13 protein-coding genes and 3 pseudogenes are annotated in these 19,083 nt (G+C 70.8%); 13 read left to right on the top strand and 3 right to left on the bottom strand.

Annotated features, from left to right (window positions below):
* The first annotated feature begins 9 nt into the window (after window positions 1–9).
* The 5 genes and pseudogenes from txtB to AWZ10_RS08660 form a co-directional block, all read left to right on the top strand.
* Window positions 10–4,476: a thaxtomin non-ribosomal peptide synthetase TxtB gene (txtB, locus tag AWZ10_RS08675; RefSeq protein ID WP_060890800.1), complete on the top strand. Its 4,467-nt coding sequence runs from the start codon at window positions 10–12 to the stop codon at window positions 4,474–4,476.
* Window positions 4,477–4,565: 89 nt separating this feature from the next.
* Entirely contained in the window at window positions 4,566–4,763 is a 198-nt protein-coding gene (gene txtH, locus AWZ10_RS08670) for a thaxtomin biosynthesis NRPS accessory protein TxtH (RefSeq protein ID WP_010350602.1), read from the top strand.
* 619 nt (window positions 4,764–5,382) lie between these two features.
* Window positions 5,383–5,460: pseudogene (locus AWZ10_RS55055) on the top strand (BBE domain-containing protein); the annotation flags it as partial.
* 62 nt (window positions 5,461–5,522) lie between these two features.
* Window positions 5,523–6,710, top strand: coding sequence for a thaxtomin biosynthesis cytochrome P450 TxtC (gene txtC / locus AWZ10_RS08665; protein ID WP_046706286.1), 1,188 nt, complete (start codon window positions 5,523–5,525; stop codon window positions 6,708–6,710).
* A gap of 218 nt (window positions 6,711–6,928) precedes the next feature.
* Window positions 6,929–7,108, top strand: a pseudogene (locus AWZ10_RS08660) (helix-turn-helix domain-containing protein); the annotation flags it as partial.
* A gap of 234 nt (window positions 7,109–7,342) precedes the next feature.
* Here AWZ10_RS08660 and AWZ10_RS08655 read toward each other — a convergent pair.
* The gene (locus tag AWZ10_RS08655; RefSeq protein WP_060890796.1) at window positions 7,343–7,924 is read right to left on the bottom strand and encodes a Uma2 family endonuclease; all 582 of its coding nucleotides are present in this window, start codon (window positions 7,922–7,924) and stop codon (window positions 7,343–7,345) included.
* 223 nt (window positions 7,925–8,147) lie between these two features.
* Between AWZ10_RS08655 and AWZ10_RS46875 the strand changes: the two are divergent.
* Together AWZ10_RS46875 and AWZ10_RS52295 are read left to right on the top strand one after the other, a co-directional pair.
* A pseudogene (locus AWZ10_RS46875) lies at window positions 8,148–8,599 on the top strand (transposase); the annotation flags it as partial.
* 378 nt (window positions 8,600–8,977) lie between these two features.
* Complete coding sequence (locus AWZ10_RS52295) at window positions 8,978–9,151, top strand: hypothetical protein (RefSeq protein ID WP_162948177.1); 174 nt, start codon at window positions 8,978–8,980, stop codon at window positions 9,149–9,151.
* A 50-nt stretch (window positions 9,152–9,201) separates the two neighbouring features.
* On the opposite strand, the gene AWZ10_RS08650 is transcribed toward AWZ10_RS52295, so the two are convergent.
* Window positions 9,202–10,308, bottom strand: coding sequence for a threonine synthase (locus AWZ10_RS08650; RefSeq protein ID WP_060890795.1), 1,107 nt, complete (start codon window positions 10,306–10,308; stop codon window positions 9,202–9,204).
* A 245-nt stretch (window positions 10,309–10,553) separates the two neighbouring features.
* Between AWZ10_RS08650 and AWZ10_RS08645 the strand changes: the two genes are divergently transcribed.
* The 6 genes from AWZ10_RS08645 (at window position 10,554) to AWZ10_RS08620 (ending at window position 17,689) form a co-directional block, all read left to right on the top strand.
* A complete protein-coding gene (locus AWZ10_RS08645) occupies window positions 10,554–11,777 on the top strand; it encodes a DUF4190 domain-containing protein (RefSeq protein ID WP_208618468.1) in 1,224 nt (407 codons plus the stop codon).
* A gap of 147 nt (window positions 11,778–11,924) precedes the next feature.
* On the top strand, window positions 11,925–12,677 hold the full coding sequence (locus AWZ10_RS08640; RefSeq protein ID WP_046706452.1) for a GntR family transcriptional regulator: 753 nt from the start codon (window positions 11,925–11,927) through the stop codon (window positions 12,675–12,677).
* Window positions 12,678–13,123: 446 nt separating this feature from the next.
* Entirely contained in the window at window positions 13,124–13,324 is a 201-nt protein-coding gene (locus AWZ10_RS08635; RefSeq protein ID WP_046706597.1) for a hypothetical protein, read from the top strand.
* Window positions 13,325–13,369: 45 nt separating this feature from the next.
* Window positions 13,370–13,774 carry a (deoxy)nucleoside triphosphate pyrophosphohydrolase gene (locus tag AWZ10_RS08630; RefSeq protein WP_046706596.1) on the top strand — a complete coding sequence of 135 codons (405 nt, stop codon included), beginning with the start codon at window positions 13,370–13,372 and terminating at the stop codon, window positions 13,772–13,774.
* 410 nt (window positions 13,775–14,184) lie between these two features.
* Complete coding sequence (locus AWZ10_RS08625; protein WP_046706595.1) at window positions 14,185–14,592, top strand: ATP-binding protein; 408 nt, start codon at window positions 14,185–14,187, stop codon at window positions 14,590–14,592.
* 316 nt (window positions 14,593–14,908) lie between these two features.
* The gene (locus AWZ10_RS08620) at window positions 14,909–17,689 is read left to right on the top strand and encodes a SpoIIE family protein phosphatase (protein ID WP_373420928.1); all 2,781 of its coding nucleotides are present in this window, start codon (window positions 14,909–14,911) and stop codon (window positions 17,687–17,689) included.
* A 24-nt stretch (window positions 17,690–17,713) separates the two neighbouring features.
* Here the strand turns inward: AWZ10_RS08620 and AWZ10_RS08615 are convergent, their stop codons facing one another.
* Window positions 17,714–18,817 (bottom strand): hypothetical protein, encoded by a 1,104-nt coding sequence (locus AWZ10_RS08615; protein ID WP_244172438.1) that lies wholly within the window; start codon window positions 18,815–18,817, stop codon window positions 17,714–17,716.
* Window positions 18,818–19,083: the final 266 nt, after the last annotated feature.

Below are 19,083 nucleotides of genomic sequence, written 5' to 3'. Positions count from 1 at the left end.
GTCCACTCGATGTCCATGCTGCCGCCGGGGCGAAGCCGCACCACGGCCTCGCCCGCCGGGGCCCAGGCCGGCCCCGAGTTCACCCCCGGCCTATGGGGACAGCTCTTCGAAGCCCGTGTCGACGCCGCCCCCGAATCCACCGCGATCAACTCCGCGAGCGAGCGGCTGAGTTACGCCGAACTGAACCGGCGGGCCAACCGCCTCGCCAGGTTGCTCATCGCACGTGGCGCCGGCCCGGAGAGCCTGGTCGGTCTCGCCCTGCCGCGCTCGACCGACTTCGTGGTGGCCGTGGCGGCCGTACTGAAATCGGGCGCCGGCTACTTCCCGATGGATCCGGACTATCCTCCGCAGCGGCTGGCGTTCATGCTCGCCGACGCCGCTCCCATGCTGGTGCTGACCAGGAGTGACATCGAGCCCGAGCTGCCGGCCGAGGCGGCCTCCCGCACGGTGGTGCTGGACGACCCGGCCGTCGTACGGACCCTGGCCGACTGCTCCGCGGCGGATGTGGCGGACGACGAACGCGGCGCCCCGCTCCGGACCCGGCATCCGGCCTATGTCATCTACACCTCGGGTTCCACCGGTACTCCCAAAGGAGTGGTCCTCACCCACCACGGCATCGCCAGCCTGGTGGGCAGCCATGCGCGGGACCTGGGGATCGGGTCGTCCAGCCGGTTGCTGCTCTTTTCCTCGCCGAGTTTCGACGGCGCCTTCTGGGACGTGTCGATGGCCTTGCTCACTGGCGCCACGCTGGTGGTCGCACCGCGTGAACGGCTCCTGCCCGGACCGGAGTTCAGTGCGCTCGCCGCCGAGGAGGGCATCACCCACTTCACCCTGCCGGCCTCCACGCTCGCCGCCCTGCCGGACGGCGCTCTGCCCGCCGGGGCCACCGTCGTCAATGTGGGCGAGGCCTGCAACAGCGAGCTGGTGCGCCGCTGGTCGCCGGGCCGGCTGCTGGTGAACGCGTACGGACCGACCGAATCGACCGTCTCCGCGACCATGAGCGGACCGTTGGCCGGGGCAGGCATCCCGCCCATCGGCCGTCCGCTCTCGGACACCCGCATCCACGTCCTCGACGAGCGGCTCCGGCCGGTACCGCCGGGAGCGGTCGGAGAGATCCACATCGCCGGAGCGGGGCTGGCCCGCGGGTACCTGGGGCGGCCCGCGCTGACCGCCGAGCGGTTCGTGGCCGACCCCTTCGGGACGCCGGGCGAGCGGATGTACCGGACCGGCGACCGGGTGAGGGTGCGTGACGACGGGCAACTGGAGTTCGTGGGCCGGGTCGACGACCAGGCGAAGATACGGGGTTTCCGAGTGGAGCCCGGCGAGGTCGAAGCCGTGCTGCGCGACCATCCCGAGGTCGCGCAGGCCGCGGTGGTGGTCCGGGAGGACACTCCGGGAGACCAGAGGCTCGTCGCCTATGTCGTGCCGGACCACCCGGCCGTGCGGCAGGCCGACGACACCACCTCGGAGCACGTCGAGGAATGGCAACGGCTCTACGACGAGGTCTACAGCGCAGTGGGAGCGCTCCCCCTGGGGGAGGACTTCAGCGGCTGGAACAGCACCTACGACGGCGAGCCCATTCCCGTGCCTCAGATGCAAGCCTGGCGGGACGCCACGGTCGACAGCATCCGTGCCCTGCGACCGCGCCGGGTACTGGAGATCGGCGTGGGCACCGGGCTGCTGCTGTCCCGCCTCGCCGGTGACTGCGAGGCGTACTGGGCCACCGACTTCTCCGCCGAGGTGATCGAGACACTCGGCAAGAAGGTGGACGTCGACCCGGTGCTGCGGGAGAAGGTCCACCTGCTGCACGGTCCCGCACACGACCTCCCCGGCCTCCCCGAGGGGTACTTCGACACCGTTGTCCTCAACTCGGTGATCCAGTACTTTCCGTCGGCCGACTACCTGGTGAGCGTCCTGCGCGAGGCGGCACGCCTGCTGGCGCCGGGCGGCCGGGTGTTCGTCGGCGACATCCGGCACCTGCGTCTGCTGAGCCCGCTGCGCAGCGCCGTCCGGCTGCGCTCCGCCACCCGGCGGGAAGCCTCTGCCTCCGCCGTCCGCGCGGCGGTCGAGCAGGACCTGGTGGATGAGAAGGAGTTGCTCCTCGACCCCGCGTTCTTCGCCGCGGTACCCCGGTGGATCCCGCAGCTCCGCGGGGTACGCACAGCGGTGCAGCGCGGCACGCACCACAACGAACTGACCCGCTACCGGTACGACGCGGTGCTCATCAAGGAGCCGGTGGAAACCGGTACCGCTGCGCCGGACGCGCAGACACTGACCTGGGGCACGGATGTCAGCGGACTGCAGGAGTTGTCCGGCCTGCTGGCCCGCACCCGCACGTCGCTGCTGCTGCGCGGCGTGCCGAACAGCCGGATCCTCGGTGAGGCATCGGCCGCGACGGCGCTGACCACGGCCCGGTCGCTCGACGAGCCGTTGCGGTTGCTGCAAGAACCGGCGGCAGGGATCGACCCCGAGGAACTGCACGCCCTGGGCGGGGGCGCCGGCTGCGAGGTCCACCTCACGTGGTCGGCGCAGGACCCCACGCGACTGGACGCCTGTTTCACACCCGTGGGTGGTGAACCGGGCGCCGTCCCGCTGGCGGAGTCCGCCGACAGCGGCAGGACGTCGCCCGGTGACCACGCCAACCAGCCGACCACGCACCGGACCGGCAACGCCCTGATGGGCAAGCTCCCCGGCTATCTGGCCGCCAGGCTCCCCGCGTACCTGCGGCCCAGCGCCGTGGTACGCATCGCGTCGCTCCCCCTCACCGTCAACGGCAAGCTCGACCGCGCGGCGCTGCCCCGTCCCGCCCTGTTCCCGCGGGCTGACGGGCAGGCGCCCCGCACTCCGCGCGAGGAGATCCTCGCCAATCTCTTCGCCGATGTGCTCGGCCTGCCCGGGGTGCCGAGGGACGCCGACTTCTTCGCCCTGGGCGGCAACTCGCTACTGGCCACGCGCCTCGTCGGCCGTATCGCGAAACACCTCGAAGTCGATGTTCCGATCGCCTGGATCTTCGAGACACCGACCGTCGAGGGCCTGGCCGGGCGTACCGCTCCGGCGAGCAGGCTCCGCCCGCTGTTGCTCTGCCGCGACGAGAACCACGCGGCGGTGCCGCTCTCGCACAGCCAGTACGGCATGTGGTTCATCAACCAACTCGGCGGACCCGCGAGCCGGATCTACAACGTGCCGTACTGCCTGCGGATCACGGGCCGGGTGGACACCGGGGCGCTGCGGACCGCACTCGATGACGTCGTGGCTCGTCACGAACCCCTGCGTACCGTCTTCCCCGATGACGGTGACGGCCCCCGCCAACGGGTCCTCGCCCCCGAGGACGCCGCGGTGGTCCTTCATGAGACCGACGCCGCCGAAGACCGTCTGGCCGGCCACCTGGCGCGGGCCGCGGCGGAACCCTTCGAGCTCAGGACGGACCTTCCCCTGCGCGCACGCCTGTTCCGGCACGGACAGGACCGGTACACGCTCCTGCTCCTGATGCACCACATCACCGTGGACGCCTGGTCGCTGGCCCCCCTGACGGCGGACCTGGCGCACGCCTACCGGGCGCGGCTGGGGCAGCGGGCCCCGCAGTGGCAGCCGCTGCCGGTTCACTATCGCGACTACGCCGTATGGCACAACGAGCAAGCAGCCGAGGCGCAGGACCGCGGCAGCGGCTTCGGGCGCCAGCTCGCCTTCTGGGAGCGGACGCTGCGCGGTCTTCCGGTCGAGACGCGGCTGCCGGCCGACCGGAGCCGTCCGGCCAGACCTACCTATCGTGGCGGCACCGTCCACACCCACGTCGAAGCCTCCCTCCATCAGGAACTGCTCAACTGCGCGCGGGAGACGGGCGCGACGCTCTTCATGGTGCTGCACGCCGCGCTCGCGGCACTGCTGACCCGGCTGGGCGGCGGCACCGACATCGTCGTCGGCACCGCTGCCGCGGCGCGCACGGACCCCGCGCTGGACGACCTCGTCGGGCTGTTCGCCAACAGTGTCGTCCTTCGCGTCGACACCTCGGGCGACCCGACGTTCCGCACCCTGCTCGCTCGGACCCGGGCCGTGGACCTCGACGCCTTCACCCACCAGGAGGTCCCGTTCGACCAGGTGGTGGATCGCGTCAACCCGGCACGCCACCCGGCACGTCACCCGCTCTACCAGACGGCCCTCGTCCTGCACGCACCGCCCGGCGACGGCCATCGGGCCGACTCCGTCACCCTCACCCCCGAACCGCCCCCGAACACCGGAACGGCCCGCTTCGATCTGATGTTCAACTGGGACGAGAGCCGGGACAGCGCCGGCCTCGCCCAGGGCCTCACCGGCCGTACCGAGTACAGCTCGGACCTCTTCTCCCAGGAGACAGTCGAACTGCTCCTGGAGCGGTATCTCCTGCTGCTGTCCGCCGCGGTCCGCGACCCGGACGCACGCCTTCACACCCTGGACATCCTCACCGAGCCGGAACGGCGGGCCTTCTCACCACGGCCGTAGCCGTCCGACCCCGAATCATTGCGAAAGCCACCGAAAGCACCGTCAATTCCCGGTGCCGGGCCCTCTTTGCCGACTAGGAGAAATTCACCGTGCCCTCACCCTTCGACGACCATGACGGGCAGTTCCATGTGCTCCGCAACGAGGAAGGCCAGTTCTCACTCTGGCCGAATTTCGCCGACATCCCCTCCGGGTGGCGTTCCGTGAGCGGGCCGAGCCCCCGCGGAAGCGCCCTTGAGTACATCGAGAAGGAATGGACGGACATGCGCCCGGCGTCCGTCCGTGAATGACCCGGCCAATACATCGAGCGGGGCCACGGGTCGCCGAGAACCGGGCCGTTTACGGCTGGCTCGGCTGGGCGACCGCCGATTCCGAGGACGTGGTGTCCCTGCCGATGGTCTCGTACGGCACCGACGCCGCACCGGCTCCGGTGGTGGTCCCGAAGGCCGGCCGGGGCCGGGCGAAGCGCTTGGGCGGTGCTGGACCGGCTGGGTGGGGCACGTCGGTGCCCCACCCAGCCGAACGCCGGACGACGGAGACGGACTGTCTCGGCGCGATGCTGGAGACCTTCCGGAAACCCGGCGAGTCCGGCGTAGGTGCCGACGAGGGTTCGTGCCTGCCATCGGGTGGGCACCCGGGAAGGAGCGCGCCTGCCACGTGTCGGCTCCGCCGCCATCAAGGGTGACCTCCATTCCGCACCCGTCGCCGGTTCTGTCGTAGACGCCGTCCTCGGCGTGTTCACGGACGGCGGGCGCAGCGGTCACGAGCGTGTGATGGCCGCGTCGACCCGGCCGCGACGGCGTCCTGGCACCTGGACGCGCAGTACTTGTTGGGCAGCCGACCGCGTCGCACGGCACCTACGGCGGATTCACCGAGCCGGACCTGCAGGACTGACGTGAGTACTACCGCGACAACGCCGCCCGGCTCTCCCGGGTCAAGGCGGCCTGTGACCCGGACCGCTTCTTCAGTTTCGACCAGGCGGTATGACGCGAGACGCCGTCACGACGCCGCACGGCCCAGGCCTGCGGTCTTGGAAAGGAAACGACACCATGGAATCTCCGGCCACCCAGGTCGACCCGGCGAACTCGCCGTTGGAGCCCTATCACATCTACCCGGAGGCCAAGTCCTGCCCGGTGGCGAAGGTCGGTCTGTGGAACGGCACGCCGGCGCACGTGTTCTCCGGGTATGAGGATGTGCGGACCGTGCTGCAGGACAGGCGGTTCAGCTCGGACTCGCGCCGACCCAACTTCACCGAACTCACTCCGACGCTCCAGTCGCAGGCCGCGGCACCGCCGTTCGTACGCACCGACAATCCTGATCACCGGCGCCTGCGGGGCACCATCGCACGCGAGTTCCTGCCCAAGCACATCGAGCTGCTGCGCCCCGCGATCCGCGAGATCGTCCAGGGTGTGCTCGACGGGCTCGCCGAGACCGCGCCTCCCCAGGACATGCTCGAGGCCTTCGCCGTACCGGTCGCGTCCGCGACCGTCTTCCGGCTGCTGGGGATTCCGGCCGAGGACCGCGCGTTGCTCACCCGATGCGTCAAGGGCGTGGTCTCGGCGGTGGGGAGCGAGGACGAAGGTGCCGAGGTGTTCCGGACACTCGGCGAGTACATCGGCGGGCTCGTCCAGGACCCCTCCGCACTGCCCGAGGACAGCCTGATCCGGCGCCTGGTGGAGGGCCCGTACCAGGAGAAGCAGCTCACCTTCCACGAGACCATCGGCGTGATCCTCATGCTCATCGTCGGGGGCTACGACACGACGGCCAGCACCATCTCGCTGTCCTTGGTGAGTTATGCACTGCAGCCGGAGAAGTTCTCCGTCGTCCACGAACACCCGGAGCGGATACCCCTGCTCGTCGAGGAGTTGCTGCGCTATCACACCGTCTCGCAGCTCGGACTGGGCAGGATCGCCACCGAGGACGTCGAGGTGGGCGGCGTCACGGTGCGGGCCGGCCAGATGGTGGTGGCGGCACTCCCCCTGGCCAACCGGGACGAGAGTGTCTTCCCGAACCCGGACGAACTCGACTTCGACCGCCCGTCCGTGCCCCATGTCGGCTTCGGTTACGGACCCCACCAGTGCGTCGGCCAGGCACTGGCCCGAGTCGAACTCCAGGAGGCCATTCCCGCGGTGATCCGACGGCTGCCCGGCATGCGGCTCGCCTGCGCTCTGGAAGACCTGCCGTTCCGGCACGACATGGCCACCTACGGCATCCATGAGCTGCCCATGACCTGGTGACCGGGCCTGCCGCGAGGCGAGCACCAGTGTCACGTGCCTACGACGCGTCGGCCGAGGGAGCGGCGCAGCGGGCGGTCATACCGGCGCGCCCGCCTCTCGGCGTCGCTCGAATCCTGGTTCTGGATCACTATCAGTGCCAGGGCCACGGAGGGCCGACAGTGACCCACTTGGTGATCTTCGCCCGAACCTGATCTTGATCTGAGGTCAGGAGGGAGAGGGTGATCTGCGTGGAGGACTGGGCGGAGATTCGCAGGCTGCACCGGGCCGAGCAGATGCAGGTCCGGGCGATCGCGAGGCATCTGGGCATCTCGAAGAACACGGTCAAGCGGGCATTGGCCAGCGACCGGCCGCCGAAGTGCGAGCGTCCGGCCAAGGGCTCGGTGGTCGACGCCGTCGAGGTAGAAGACGGTCCTCGGGGGGCCGTGCTGATTCTGTGCTGACTGGAATCTCTCAGAACCCCGTTTACGCAGGTGAGAGCCTTACTGTTAACGTTCCGCTTCAACGTGTAACTGCCCAGTTGCTGTATGTGGCGCCGGCTGCTTCGTCAGGTATGCAGGTCAGAAGCCAGAAAGGGCCGGACTCGCAAGAGACCGGCCCCTTCTGTGTTCCCGTGCCGACACGGTGCTGACTTTTCAGCTGCTTCGGGGCGGCGTGAGCCTGCCGAGGTCCACGCTGATGTCGAAGGGCACCGGGCGCTGGAGGGTGCCTCGGAAGATACCGGCGGGCGCGTAGGCGCCGGTGGGTTCGTCGAGTTCGTAGACGTGGACGACGGGTGCCCCGTCCTCGTCCTCGACGCACCAGTAGTTAGGGATGCCGGCTTCCGCGTACTTGCGAAGTTTCACTGTGCGATCGCGGTGGGCGGACTCGGGGGATACGGCCTCCACGACGAGCTTCACGTGTTCCGGGGAGTACCAGGTGCGGTCGGGGTCGTAGGGCAGGTCCGTCAGCAGGAGGTCCGGCTCGGGGCGGTTGCGGGCATCAAGACGGATCGTCATTTCCCGCTCGACCTCGAAGCCGGCCGGCGCCTGTGCCATGAGCGTGGTGGTCAGGGCGGTGACGAGGCGGCCATGCCAGGCTCGCTGCGGCGACATCATGAAGACGAGGGCTCCGTCGATGAGCTCGGTGTGGCGGGGTGCCTCGGGGAGGCGGTCCAGGTCCTCCGCGAACCAGCCTTCCGCGCGCGGCGGGCGCATCCAGTCGGGCAGTGCGGTCATGGCTCAACGGTAACGACATCGGTGAGGTGCGGGCCACCAGATCGTCAGCAGGGCGACCGACCTTCCTTGCGGCTGCGCGGACCAGGTCTGTCGCCCGTGCTGATTCTTTGCTGACTCGGATCTTGCAGGAAGGCGTTTCCGCGGATGGGAGCGCTGTGGTTCACGTTCCGGTGCAGTGTATGAATCCGCCACGTCGTTGACGGGGGCGTGACCGGCGGTGAAGGGCCGGCCCAAGGGGATGCGACTGATCGTCCGCAAGGAACGGTCGCACCCGGGCGCCCGGTTGCGTTGCGCCGACGCCGACGGGCTGCGTTTGACCTGCTTCGCCACCAACACCACCGGTCAGAAGATCGCAGTGCTGGAGTTGTGGCACCGTCAGCGGGCTCGCGCCGAGGACCGCGTCCGCGCCGACCGCTCAACCGGCCTGCGCACCTGTCCCTGCACGATGCGGCGCGGAACCAGATCTGGCTGGAGATCGTCCAGACAGCCCTGGACCTGCCGGCTTGGATGCCGGTGCTTGCCCTGATCGGCGCCGCCCGGCTCTGGGAGCCCCGCCGCCTGCGATTCCGCCTGCTCTTCGCCGCCGCCCAGCTGATCACCACCACCGACCGCCGGCACCTGAGGTTCGCCGGCCACCGGCCCTGGAGCGAGGTGATCACAGAGGCGATCCAGTGACTCGCGATCCTTCCGGATCTGGGCTGACCAGCACGTTCCCGTCTCTACGAGTAGCGCCGCCCCACCGGAGCCGTGGAACCCGGCGCCCACCCGACGCGACATCCGGGACGCCGTCACACCCGAAACACCGCCCAACGACAATCGGCCGCCAGTGAGAGGTGACGGCCAATCACGAAGGATCGAGGTTAGAGATCGTGCTTCGCAGTACGGAGTCCTACTGGTTCACCGACCGCTTCACCGGGTGATGCACCAAGGGCCGGACCCTCACGGCGGCCCTTGGGTTTTTCCGTGTCGGGAACGTGGGGGTTTGGTGGTGTCGATCTCCGGGGGCGGGAAGCCTTGGACAGGCAGGCACATTGGGTTGGGGGAGGGGACCACATGTGGGTGGCATGGGCGATACTCGGCGTGTTCGTCGTGTTCAGCGGTGAGTTCCGTGTGCTGGCGGTCGCCGCCGGAGCGCTCCTGCTGTGGGTCGGGTACAAGCGGAGCGACATGCTGCTGACGGCGGTCGGCGCGGGCTTCCTCGCGCTGATGCTGTACGTGGCGTACTGACGCCGACTCCGGTCGTGCCGTTCGCCGGCCCGGCCGGAGTCCCCAGCCCCTCAGCTCGCCGTCAACCCCGTCTTCAACCCCGCCCCGCACAACGGCACCACCGCCGTGCGCGTCCCCAGCGCCCCCTCCCGTACGGCCGCCCAGCAGGCCACGCCCGTGGACTCGACGTACAGGCCGCGGGAGGCCAGGTCGCGTTGGGCGTGGCGGAGCTGGTCCTCGGTCACGGTGAGGAAGGTGCCGCCGGAGTCGCGGACGGCGCGGAGGATCTGGCGGGCCCGGGGCGGGTGGGGGATGGCGATGCCCTCGGCGAAGGTGGGGGCCGTCGGGGTGGTCCCGACGAGGTCGTCGGCGCCCTCGGTCCAGGCGTGGGCCAGGGGAGCGACGGCGGCGGACTGGACGGCGTGGAGGGCGGGGCGGCGGTCGATGAGGCCCGCCGCGTGCAGTTCGGCGACGGCGAGGACCGCGCCCAGCAGCAGCGTGCCGTTGCCGACGGGGACGACGATCACCTCGGGGAGACGGCCGCCGAGGTCCTCCCACAGTTCGTGGACGTAGGTCTTGGTGCCGTGCAGGAAGTACGGGTTGTAGACGTGCGAGGCGTAGAAGACGCCGTCCGCGTCCGCCGCCTTGCGGGCCGCGCGGGCCGTGGCCTCGCGGTCGCCGTCGACGAGGTGGAGCCGCGCGCCGTGCGCCCCGATCTGCTCCAGCTTCTTGTCCGACGTACCGGCCGGGACGTACACGGTGCAGGGCAGGCCGGCCCGTGCGCAGTACGCGGCGACCGCCGTGCCCGCGTTGCCGCTGCTGTCGGCGATCACCCGCCGGGGCCCGAGCCGCAGGGCCAGTTCGGCGAGGAGCACCGCGCCCCGGTCCTTGAAGGAGAGCGTCGGCATCAGGAAGTCGAGCTTGGCCCGGATGCCGTCCTTCAGATCGACCAGCGGGGTCCGGCCCTCGCCCAGCGAGATCGTGGGCCCCGCCAGGGGGAGGCATTCCGCGTAGCGCCAGAGCGAGTTCACCCGTCCGGTCAGGGACTTGAGCGGTGCCGGTGTGGGCGCGAAGTCCAGGTCCAGGGGGCCACGGCAGGCCGGGCAGCACCAGGCGAGCGAGGCGGCGGGGACGCGCGTGCCGTCCGTCGGGCAGAAGCGATCCGGCAGAGGGGTCATGAGCGAAGGTTAGTTGGGTCGGTCGGGGCGGCCGGGACGGTCGGTGACGGTGCGTCATGGCGGGACCGGGCGGGCGGTGCGTCTTTGCCGGCGATCCGATCACCCCGGGGAGGGCCCCGTACGGTGTCCCGACCCGTTCCGTGTCTCGCCCCGCCCGATGTATCGCCCACTCCCGTCACCCGCTTACCATGCGCCCAGTCGCACGTCAGTTCCCACCCCGCTCGGCGCAAGGAGCACCTGTACCCGTGACCACACCCCCACCCCTCGGGCCCCCGCCACCTCATGGCGGTGGCCGGTTCCCGCCTCCGGGGCAGCCGCAGGCCGGGGCCGGGCAGCCGTTCGCGTACCAGGTGCCTCCGCAGGTCCCGGGTCAGGCGTGGGGTCGAACCGGGGGACAGGCGTATCCGGCGTTGCGGCCCGCCCCGCCCGTCAACGGACTCGCGATCGCCGCACTGGTGCTCGGGGTGCTGTGCTTCCTGCCCGGCGTCGGGCTGCTGCTGGGGGTCGTCGCGCTGGTGCAGATCCGGAGGAAGGGGGAGCGCGGCAAGGGCATGGCGGTGGCCGGAATCGTCCTCTCGGCGATCGGCGCGCTGCTGATGACACTGGCGTTCACCACGGGCGGCGCGCGCGACGCGTGGGACGGCTTCCGCGACGCGGCGAGCAGCGCGGGTGGCACCTTCTCGGTGGCCAGGGGGGAGTGCTTCGACTCCCCGAGCGGCTCCCTGGAGGAGTACGCGTACGACGTCGACATCGTGCCGTGCGACGGTGAGCACGACGCGGAGGTGTTCGCCGGCTTCGCGATGCCGGACGGTGCCTACCCGGGCGACGACGCGGTCACCGACGCCGCCGACGACCAGTGCTACGCCCGCTCGGAGCTGTACGCGATGGACCCCTGGGCGCTCCCGGCCGACGTCGACGTCTACTACTTCACGCCCTCTCGGCAGAGCTGGCGGTACGGCGACCGTGAGATCACCTGCATGTTCGGCAACGTGGACCCCGAGGGCAGCCTGACGGGGTCGCTGCGGCAGGACGGCACGACCCTCGACGACGACCAGCTCGCCTTCCTGGAGGCCGACGCGATCCTGGACGACGCCTTCGACGGGGTACCCGCCACGGAGTACGTCGAGGACGACCTGACCGGGCACAAGGCGTGGGCGTCGCAGGTCGTCCACGCCCTGGAACAGCAGACGCAGGCGTTGCGCGCGCACGACTGGGAGCCCTCCACCGCACAGGCGGTCACCGACTACGCCGATGCCCTGGACCGGGCGCGCGAGGAGTGGAGGGCGGCGCGCAGGGCGAGTGACGCCGAGGACTTCACCGACCACTGGGACAAGGCGCACCGGCTGACCGACGGCCCGAAGGCGGTCACCGCACGCGAGGCTCTGGGGCTGGCCACCGAGTCGCCGGCATACGGCGACGAGGAGCACGACGAGGGCAACGGCGAGGACGGCTCCGGCGCGGAGGTATGACGGCACCCATAGTGGGGAGAAAGTGCCTGCGTAAAGCCCTCAACGGCCATATGTCATCACATCGAGTGATTCTCTGGCCTTCGCTTGCATGGCCGAACCCACGGTTGCCACGCTGTTGCTGTCTGTACATCCTGATGGGAGCGGCCAGTGACTTTCGGTGAGCAGCCGGCGTACTTGCGTGTCGCGGGTGATCTCCGCAGGAAGATCGTGAACGGTTCGCTGCCGCCGCACACCCGTCTCCCATCGCAGGCCCGTATCCGCGAGGAGTACGGCGTGTCGGACACGGTCGCGCTGGAGGCCCGCAAGGTGCTGATGGCCGAGGGGCTGGTGGAAGGCCGCTCCGGTTCGGGCACGTATGTGCGAGAGCGGCCGGTGCCGCGTCGGGTCTCCCGCTCCGGGTTCCGGCCCGCGGGCGGTGCCACGCCCTTCCGGCAGGAGCAGGCCGATGCCGAGGCGCGCGGCACCTGGGAGTCGCGCAGCGAGCAGGTCGAGGCGGGCCGGACGGTCGCCGAGCGGCTCGCGATCCAGCCGGGCGACCGCGTGATGTGCACGCGCTACACCTTTCGGGACGCGGGGGAGGCGATGATGCTCTCCACCTCCTGGGAGCCCCTGGCCGTCACCGGCCGCACGCCCGTGATGCTGCCCGAGGAGGGTCCCCTCGGGGGCATGGGCGTCGTCGAGCGCATGGCGGCCATCGACGTCGTCGTCGACAACGTCACCGAGGAGGTCGGCGCCCGCCCCGGTCTCGCCGAGGAACTGCTCACCCTCGGTGGCGTCCCCGGACATGTCGTCCTGGTCGTCCACCGCACGTACTTCGCCTCCGGCCGCCCGGTGGAGACGGCGGAGGTGGTGGTCCCGGCGGACCGCTACCAGGTGGCGTATCACCTGCCGGTGAAGTGAGCGCCGGGTGCCGCTCGTTCGGAGAACCGGCCGAATCCGCGTGTACGGGACGGTGACGCGGGCATGGGTCAAGTGGCCTTTGCCGGGGGGAAGTTGGACTTGTCGGAGCCTTGGGAATTTCGTCCGAACGTAGTTCGAATTCGGTCGTTCTTGGCGTCGGGTCGCCATGACGCCCGGTAGCGGCCCGTTTCGTACGAACGGCACTGGACCGCTGCTCGTCGGAGCGCTGGGGGACGCGCGAGGAGTGATCGATGGCGCGTTGTACGGGGTGCGCCCCCCTCGTCTTGGCCGGTTGCGTACCTCTTTGTGAAAAGACGGATTCGCTGCGTGAAGGTTAGGCGTACGCTCGGGCATATGCGGAATGCGGTTTCCTTAGGTGGCGGGGCGCGGCGGCATCCGGGGGCGGGACCTGGGCGAGCCTGGGCGGGAAGGAGCGGTGGGGGTCGATGAACGACGGCACGATCACTCTTCCCTGGCTCGTCATACGGCAGGACGACAACGGCAATCGCTACCGGGTGGGCAGGTATGCGACGCGTGCCGAGGCGCAGAAGATCGCGGACGGCCTCGACAGTCGCGGCCACAAGCAGCTCTACTGGGTCGAACGTATCGGGCAGAACGGCCATAACGGGCAGAGTGGGAGCAACTGATTCACTCCGTTCGGAGTCCGTGTCCGCTCCCGTAGGCTCCCGCGCATGACCGAACCGATCGTGGTGGTGGGGGCCGCTCTGCTGAGTGACGGGCGACTGCTGGCCGCGCGCCGCAGCGCACCGCCTGAGCTGGCCGGACGCTGGGAACTGCCGGGCGGCAAGGTGGAGCCCGGCGAGCCGCCGGAGCAGGCGCTCGTGCGTGAGTTGCGCGAAGAGCTGGGTGTCGAGGCGAAGTCCGCGGAGCGGGTGCCCGGTGAGTGGGTGGTGCGACCGGGGTATGTGCTGCGGGTCTGGATCGCGCATCTGCTGTCCGGTGAGCCTCGGCCGCTGGAGGATCACGACGAGCTGCGCTGGCTGACCGTGGACGAGGTGTGGGATGTCGACTGGCTGGAGCAGGATGTGCCGGCGGTGATGGAGGCGGCGCGGATGGCTTGGGGTGACGTCGGCTGAGTCGTGGCCGGGGTGTGATGCACTGCCGGGGGCGTGGACCTTGCCGCCCCTGCCTGCCCCTGTCCTTCCGCCCCTGTCCTCCCTCCCTCGCCCTCGGCTTTGTCGAGCGGGGGAGCCCCATCCGGGCGTGATGCCCCTTCAGCCCCTGTGCTGCCTCTGAGGGGCTGCCGTCCCGGGCCCCGCTGCGCGTTGGGTGTTAGCCGGCCGCACGGTTCCCCGGGCCCCTGACGGAGTCCGTCGTGGTGTACCCCGCAGTTTCGTCAAGGATGGCCCTTTTCTTGTGCGGCGCGATGCGCCCCCTACGCCGTTCGTGCCACAGTGCGCCCTCGTGCGCGGTACTTCGTGCGGGATATCGGGTATGTGCCCATTAACCCCATGAAACCGGACAGGGCCTGCTTCTGGACTGGGAAGTGATCGGCGTGATCGACAGCGGAGACGACTGCGCCGGGTGGACCTTTCCGGCGGAGCCGGGTGCGGTGCGGGACGCTCGTGCGGTGGTGCGAAGGCAACTGCGTGAGTGGGAACTCGATGTGCTCGGGGACATCACCGCCCTGTTGGTGAGCGAGCTGGTGACCAACGCGCTGCGACACGCGACGGGACCCATCGGAGTGCGGCTCGTGCGCCCCACCGGCCCCTCGGGTGCTCTTCTGGTCGAGGTCTCCGACCCCCTGCCCGATCCGCCGCGCGAGCGCGCGGCCGATGTCGACGACGAGAGCGGCCGGGGTCTGCAGTTGGTGGCCTGTTCCTCGCGAGCCTGGGGTACACGCCCCGGGGAGGCGGGCAAGACGGTCTGGTTCGAGCTGGCGGTTCCCGGCTGAGCGGCCTTGCCGACGTAGGGGGCGAAGGTCCTGGTGCACGGCGGGAGTCCACGGCGTACGGCCGGGGGAGGGGGCGGCTCCCCGGGGCGCGCGTGCGACCGACTGGTTCAAGCCAGTAGGGCTGGCAGGAGTCTTTGATTCGAGAGGGCGTCGCCTGGTTAGAAGACTTGGGAGTATGTTCCGGCCGGTCCAAAAACGATCGGGACCGTGCTGTGATCGTGAACACCGTGTTGTGCGGCGCCGTAGTGCTGGATACTGCGGGCAGCCGCCCCTGGTGACCGAAGCCGGACGCGGTGAGCTGGAGGGGACGGTTCGCGTGAGCGAGATACCAGCGAAGGCCACGGAGTCCACGGGTTCCAAGGACCCGTCGGACCGCGCGAGGCCCGAGGCCGCAGACGATTCCGGCCTGGGCGGAGCCACTCGCGACAGCGGGGCCGCACGCGACAAAACGGGTGACGGTCCGACGGGCGGTCTGTGTGTGGGCCGTGAGTCCGAGGGGCGAACGCCCGGCGCGCGTGTCCGTGGGGCAGGCGGTTCCGGCGGTGGCGCAAGTGTCATGGGTGGTCACGGGACCGGTGACTCGATGTGGCAGACCAGCCCGCCGGGGTCCATGTACGAATACATCAAGGTCGCCTCGTTCTCGATCGGTCCTGACGGGCTCGTCGACCAGTGGAGTCTGCGCGCCGAGCAGTTGTTCGGAATATCGGCCGAGCGGGCCGTGGGGATGGACCCCATCGAGGCGTTCATCGACCCCGACCGGCGTGAAGAGGGCCAGCGGAAAATGGCCGAGGTCCTCGACGGCCGGGAGTGGACCGGGGTGGTCCCCTTCCGTGTGCCGGGTCCCGAAGGGGTGGAGGGACTCGCCGAGGTCTATGTGATGCCCACCACGGTGGAGGGCGGCGAACGGGCCGCCGTGTGCATCGTCGTGGACGTCCGGACCCTGCGCCGGATAGAGACCGACCTTGCTGCTTCGCAGGCGATTTTCGGCCAATCTCCGTTCGGGTTCCTTCTGATAGACGCCGATCTTCGGGTAAGGCGCGCCAACCATCGCTTCGCCTCCATCTACGGCGGCGTGGCCGACGACCACCGCGGCCGCGGCGTCCACGACTATCTGCAGTCCCCGGAGGCCGAGCGGGTCGAGGCGACCCTGCGCCGGGTCATGGAGACCGGCGACTCGGTCACGGACATGCACATCACGGGCTTCGTGCCCGGCTCCGAAGAGCGCCGCCACTGGTCCGTCAACCTCTTCCGCGTGCACAGCGGCACCGGCCGCCCCATCGGCATTGCCTGGCTCGCCACCGACATCACGGCCCGCCGCTCCGCCGCCCGTGAAGCGGCCGCCGCCCGCCGGAATCTCGCCCTCCTCAACGAGGCCGGGACGCGCATCGGCAACTCCCTGGACCTGGAGACCACCGCCCGCGAACTCCTCGCCGTCGTCGTCCCGGGCTTCTGCGACCTCGCCACCGTCGACCTCTACCAGGGCCTCCTGATGGGTGACGAGACCCCGCCCGGACTCGCCGACGGCAGCGGCGACCTGCGCCGGGTCGCTTTCGCCAGCGCCGTCTCCGACGCGCCCTTCGTCGGCGGACCCGCCCCCGTGGACGTCGGCGCGGTCCACCACTACCCGTTCAACTCGCCCTGCGCGGACGCCCTGCGCACCGCCCGCCCCCAGCAGGTGCCCGAGGACGGGGGCCTCATCCAGTCGACGCTCGCCGTGCCGATGGTCGCGCACGACACCGTCGTCGGACTCGTGCAGTTCTCCCGCACGAAGGGCAGCGAGCCGTTCGGTGAACGCGACCGGGGCCTCGCCGTCGAACTGGCCGCACGCGCCGCCGTCTGTATCGACAACGCGCGCCTCTACCGCCGTGAACACGAGCGCGCCCTCATCCTGCAGCGCTCCCTGCTGCCGCCGGGCGACCCCGAGGCCTCCGGGCTCGACATCGCCTGCCGCTATCTGCCGGGCAACGCGGCCACCGAGGTCGGCGGCGACTGGTTCGACGTCATCGAACTCCCCGGCCACCGCACGGCACTCGTCGTCGGCGACGTGATGGGCCGCGGACTGCGGGCAGCGGTGGCGATGGGTGAACTTCGCACGGCTGTCCGCACGTTGGCCCTGCTGGACCTCGAACCCGCCGAGGTCCTCTCGGCGCTCGACGAGATCGCCCGTGGCCTCGGCACCCCCGGCGGTGGTCAGTCGGCCTCCCGCACCTCCGCCAGCCGCCCCCGCGACAAGGACCTCGCCGAGGTCTACCTCGCCACCTGCGTCTACGCCGTCTACGACTCGGTGACCCGCCGCTGCACCTTCGCCAACGCGGGTCACCTGCCGCCGGTGCTGGTCGAGCCGGGCGAGAGCGCGCTGATGCTCGACGTGCCCCCCGGTATGCCGCTCGGCGTCGGCGGCGAGCCGTTCGAGGAGGTGGAGGTCGAACTACCCGAAGGCGCACTGTTGGCGCTCTACACGGATGGACTGGTCGAATCCCGCGACCATCCCCTCGACGAGGGCCTCCAGGCCTTCGTCGGCGCGCTCACGGACCCCGCCCAGCCGCCGACCGCGCTGCGCGCCGGCAAGCCCCGGTCGCTGGAGGACGTCTGCGACCACGTCCTCAGCACCCTCGACACCCACCACGGCGAGGACGACATCGCGCTGCTGATGGCCCGTGTCCAGGGACTGCCGGAGGACTCCGTCGGCGACTGGACCCTGCCGCGTGAGCCGCGCAGCGTGGGCCGCGCCCGCGAGTACGCCCGCGCCCGGTTGCAGGCCTGGGACCTTGAGCCCCTCATCGACACGGCGGAACTGCTGGTCAGCGAGCTGGTCACCAACGCCCTGCGGTACGGCGAGGGTGAGATACGGCTCCGGCTCCTCCTCGACAGAACACTTGTGTGCGAGGTGTGGGACGCGGGCCTCGTGCAGCCCCGTCGGCGCCGGGCCCGCGACACGGACGAGGGCGGGCGTGGGCTCCAACTGGTCGGCCTGCTGTCCGCCGCGTGGGGGTCCCGCCGGACGCCTCGCGGCAAGACGGTGTGGTTCGAACTGCCGCTGCCGGGTGGGGAGCACGGGCTGACGGATCCGGCGGAGGCGTTGCTGAGCCTGTTCTAGGTGTACTCGGTCCTGCTCGTGTGTTCAGAACTGGCCGCCCGCCGTTCTGCGGGCGCGGGTCGCCGTTCCGCCGTAGCAGGCGGGGCCCCGTAGGTCGGCCCGGCCGTCTCCGTCGGGGGGCTCGCCGAGGACGATGCCGCCCAGCAGGGCGCCGGCCAGGCCGTCGCCGACGGGGCCGCCGTACGGGTTGCCGTACGCCCGGACATCCTGTTCGGCCAGGTGCCGGGCCTCCTGGGCGAGGGCGTGGGCCCGTTGGGTGTGCCGGGTGTTCTCGGTGGTCCCGTCACTCTCGTCCCGCTCGCCGGAATCCGCCGGCATCGCCTGCGCCAGGTGCCGTTCCGCCTCCCACAGTCGGGCCCTGGCCGTCGCCCCCACCGCTCCCCGGTGCGTGGTGAGGAAATCGGCTGCCGCGGCGACCGCGCTGCGGGCCGGGAGGAGCCAGTGGCCCTGCCGGCGGAGGACGTCGAGCGGGTCGTCGTACGAGCCGGTGCGCGGGGCGCCCTGCTCGACGGTCCCCGCAGCGTGCGCCAGCTCGGCGGCGAGCCGCTCCACCCCGGTCACGAACATGTCCGCCTGGTCGATCGCGCCCTCGGCGGCCCGTAGGTGTACGGCCGCGGTGTGCAGGTCGCCCGGGTAGGCGGCCTGGCGGGCGCGGTTCAGCTCGGTGGTGGCGAAGACCAGGCGGTCCTTGGCCTGTTCGACGTGGCCGGTGACGGGGAGGGAGGCGGCCGGGGCGTAGCCGTCGCGGAGCGCGGTGAGAGTGGTGGTCGCGGTCGCCGTACGGCCGGTCAGCTCGCGGAAGCGGGACTCCGCGCACTCCAGGGCCGGGGTGATGTCCCTTTCCAGGGCGCGGAGTTGATCGAAGGCAGGCGTCGCCGTGTCCAGCCGCCGCTGTGCGGTCGTGCACCGGACGAGGATCTCCGCCAGCAGCGCGCGTTCCTCGTCGGGCGACAGGGCGTCACGCTCCTCCTCCCACAGCAGAGCCGCTCGACAGGCCCCCACCAGCTCCCCCCGCGCATCCGCCAACGCCTCCACGAACGGCTGCACCGCGTCCCGAGCCGCGGGCGTCTCCGCAAAGGCCATGGCCGGGTCGAGCGCGACCGCGCCCTGCGCAAGCCTGCCCTCCACGAGAGGCCCGCCCGATTCAGCCCCCGGTGACTCCTCCGGGTGCGGCTGGGGGCCGCTGGGGTCGGTGGGGTCGGCTGTGGGTGGTTCGGGTTCGTCGTGGCCGACCGGGCTTTCCCCCTGCGGCTCCGCTTCGCCACGAGCTACCGCCCTCTCCGGGTGCGGCTGGGTGTCACTGTTGCTGGCGGGGCTGGCGGGGCTGGCGGGGCTGGCGGGGTCGGCGGGGTCGGCCGGGCTGGCCGGGCTGGCGGGGTCGGCGGTGGATGGTT

It is taken from the genome of Streptomyces europaeiscabiei (genome assembly GCF_001550375.1).
Lineage (GTDB): Bacteria > Actinomycetota > Actinomycetes > Streptomycetales > Streptomycetaceae > Streptomyces > Streptomyces europaeiscabiei.
Note: the sequence above shows the minus strand (reverse complement) of the source record. Positions and strands in the feature narration are given on the sequence as shown.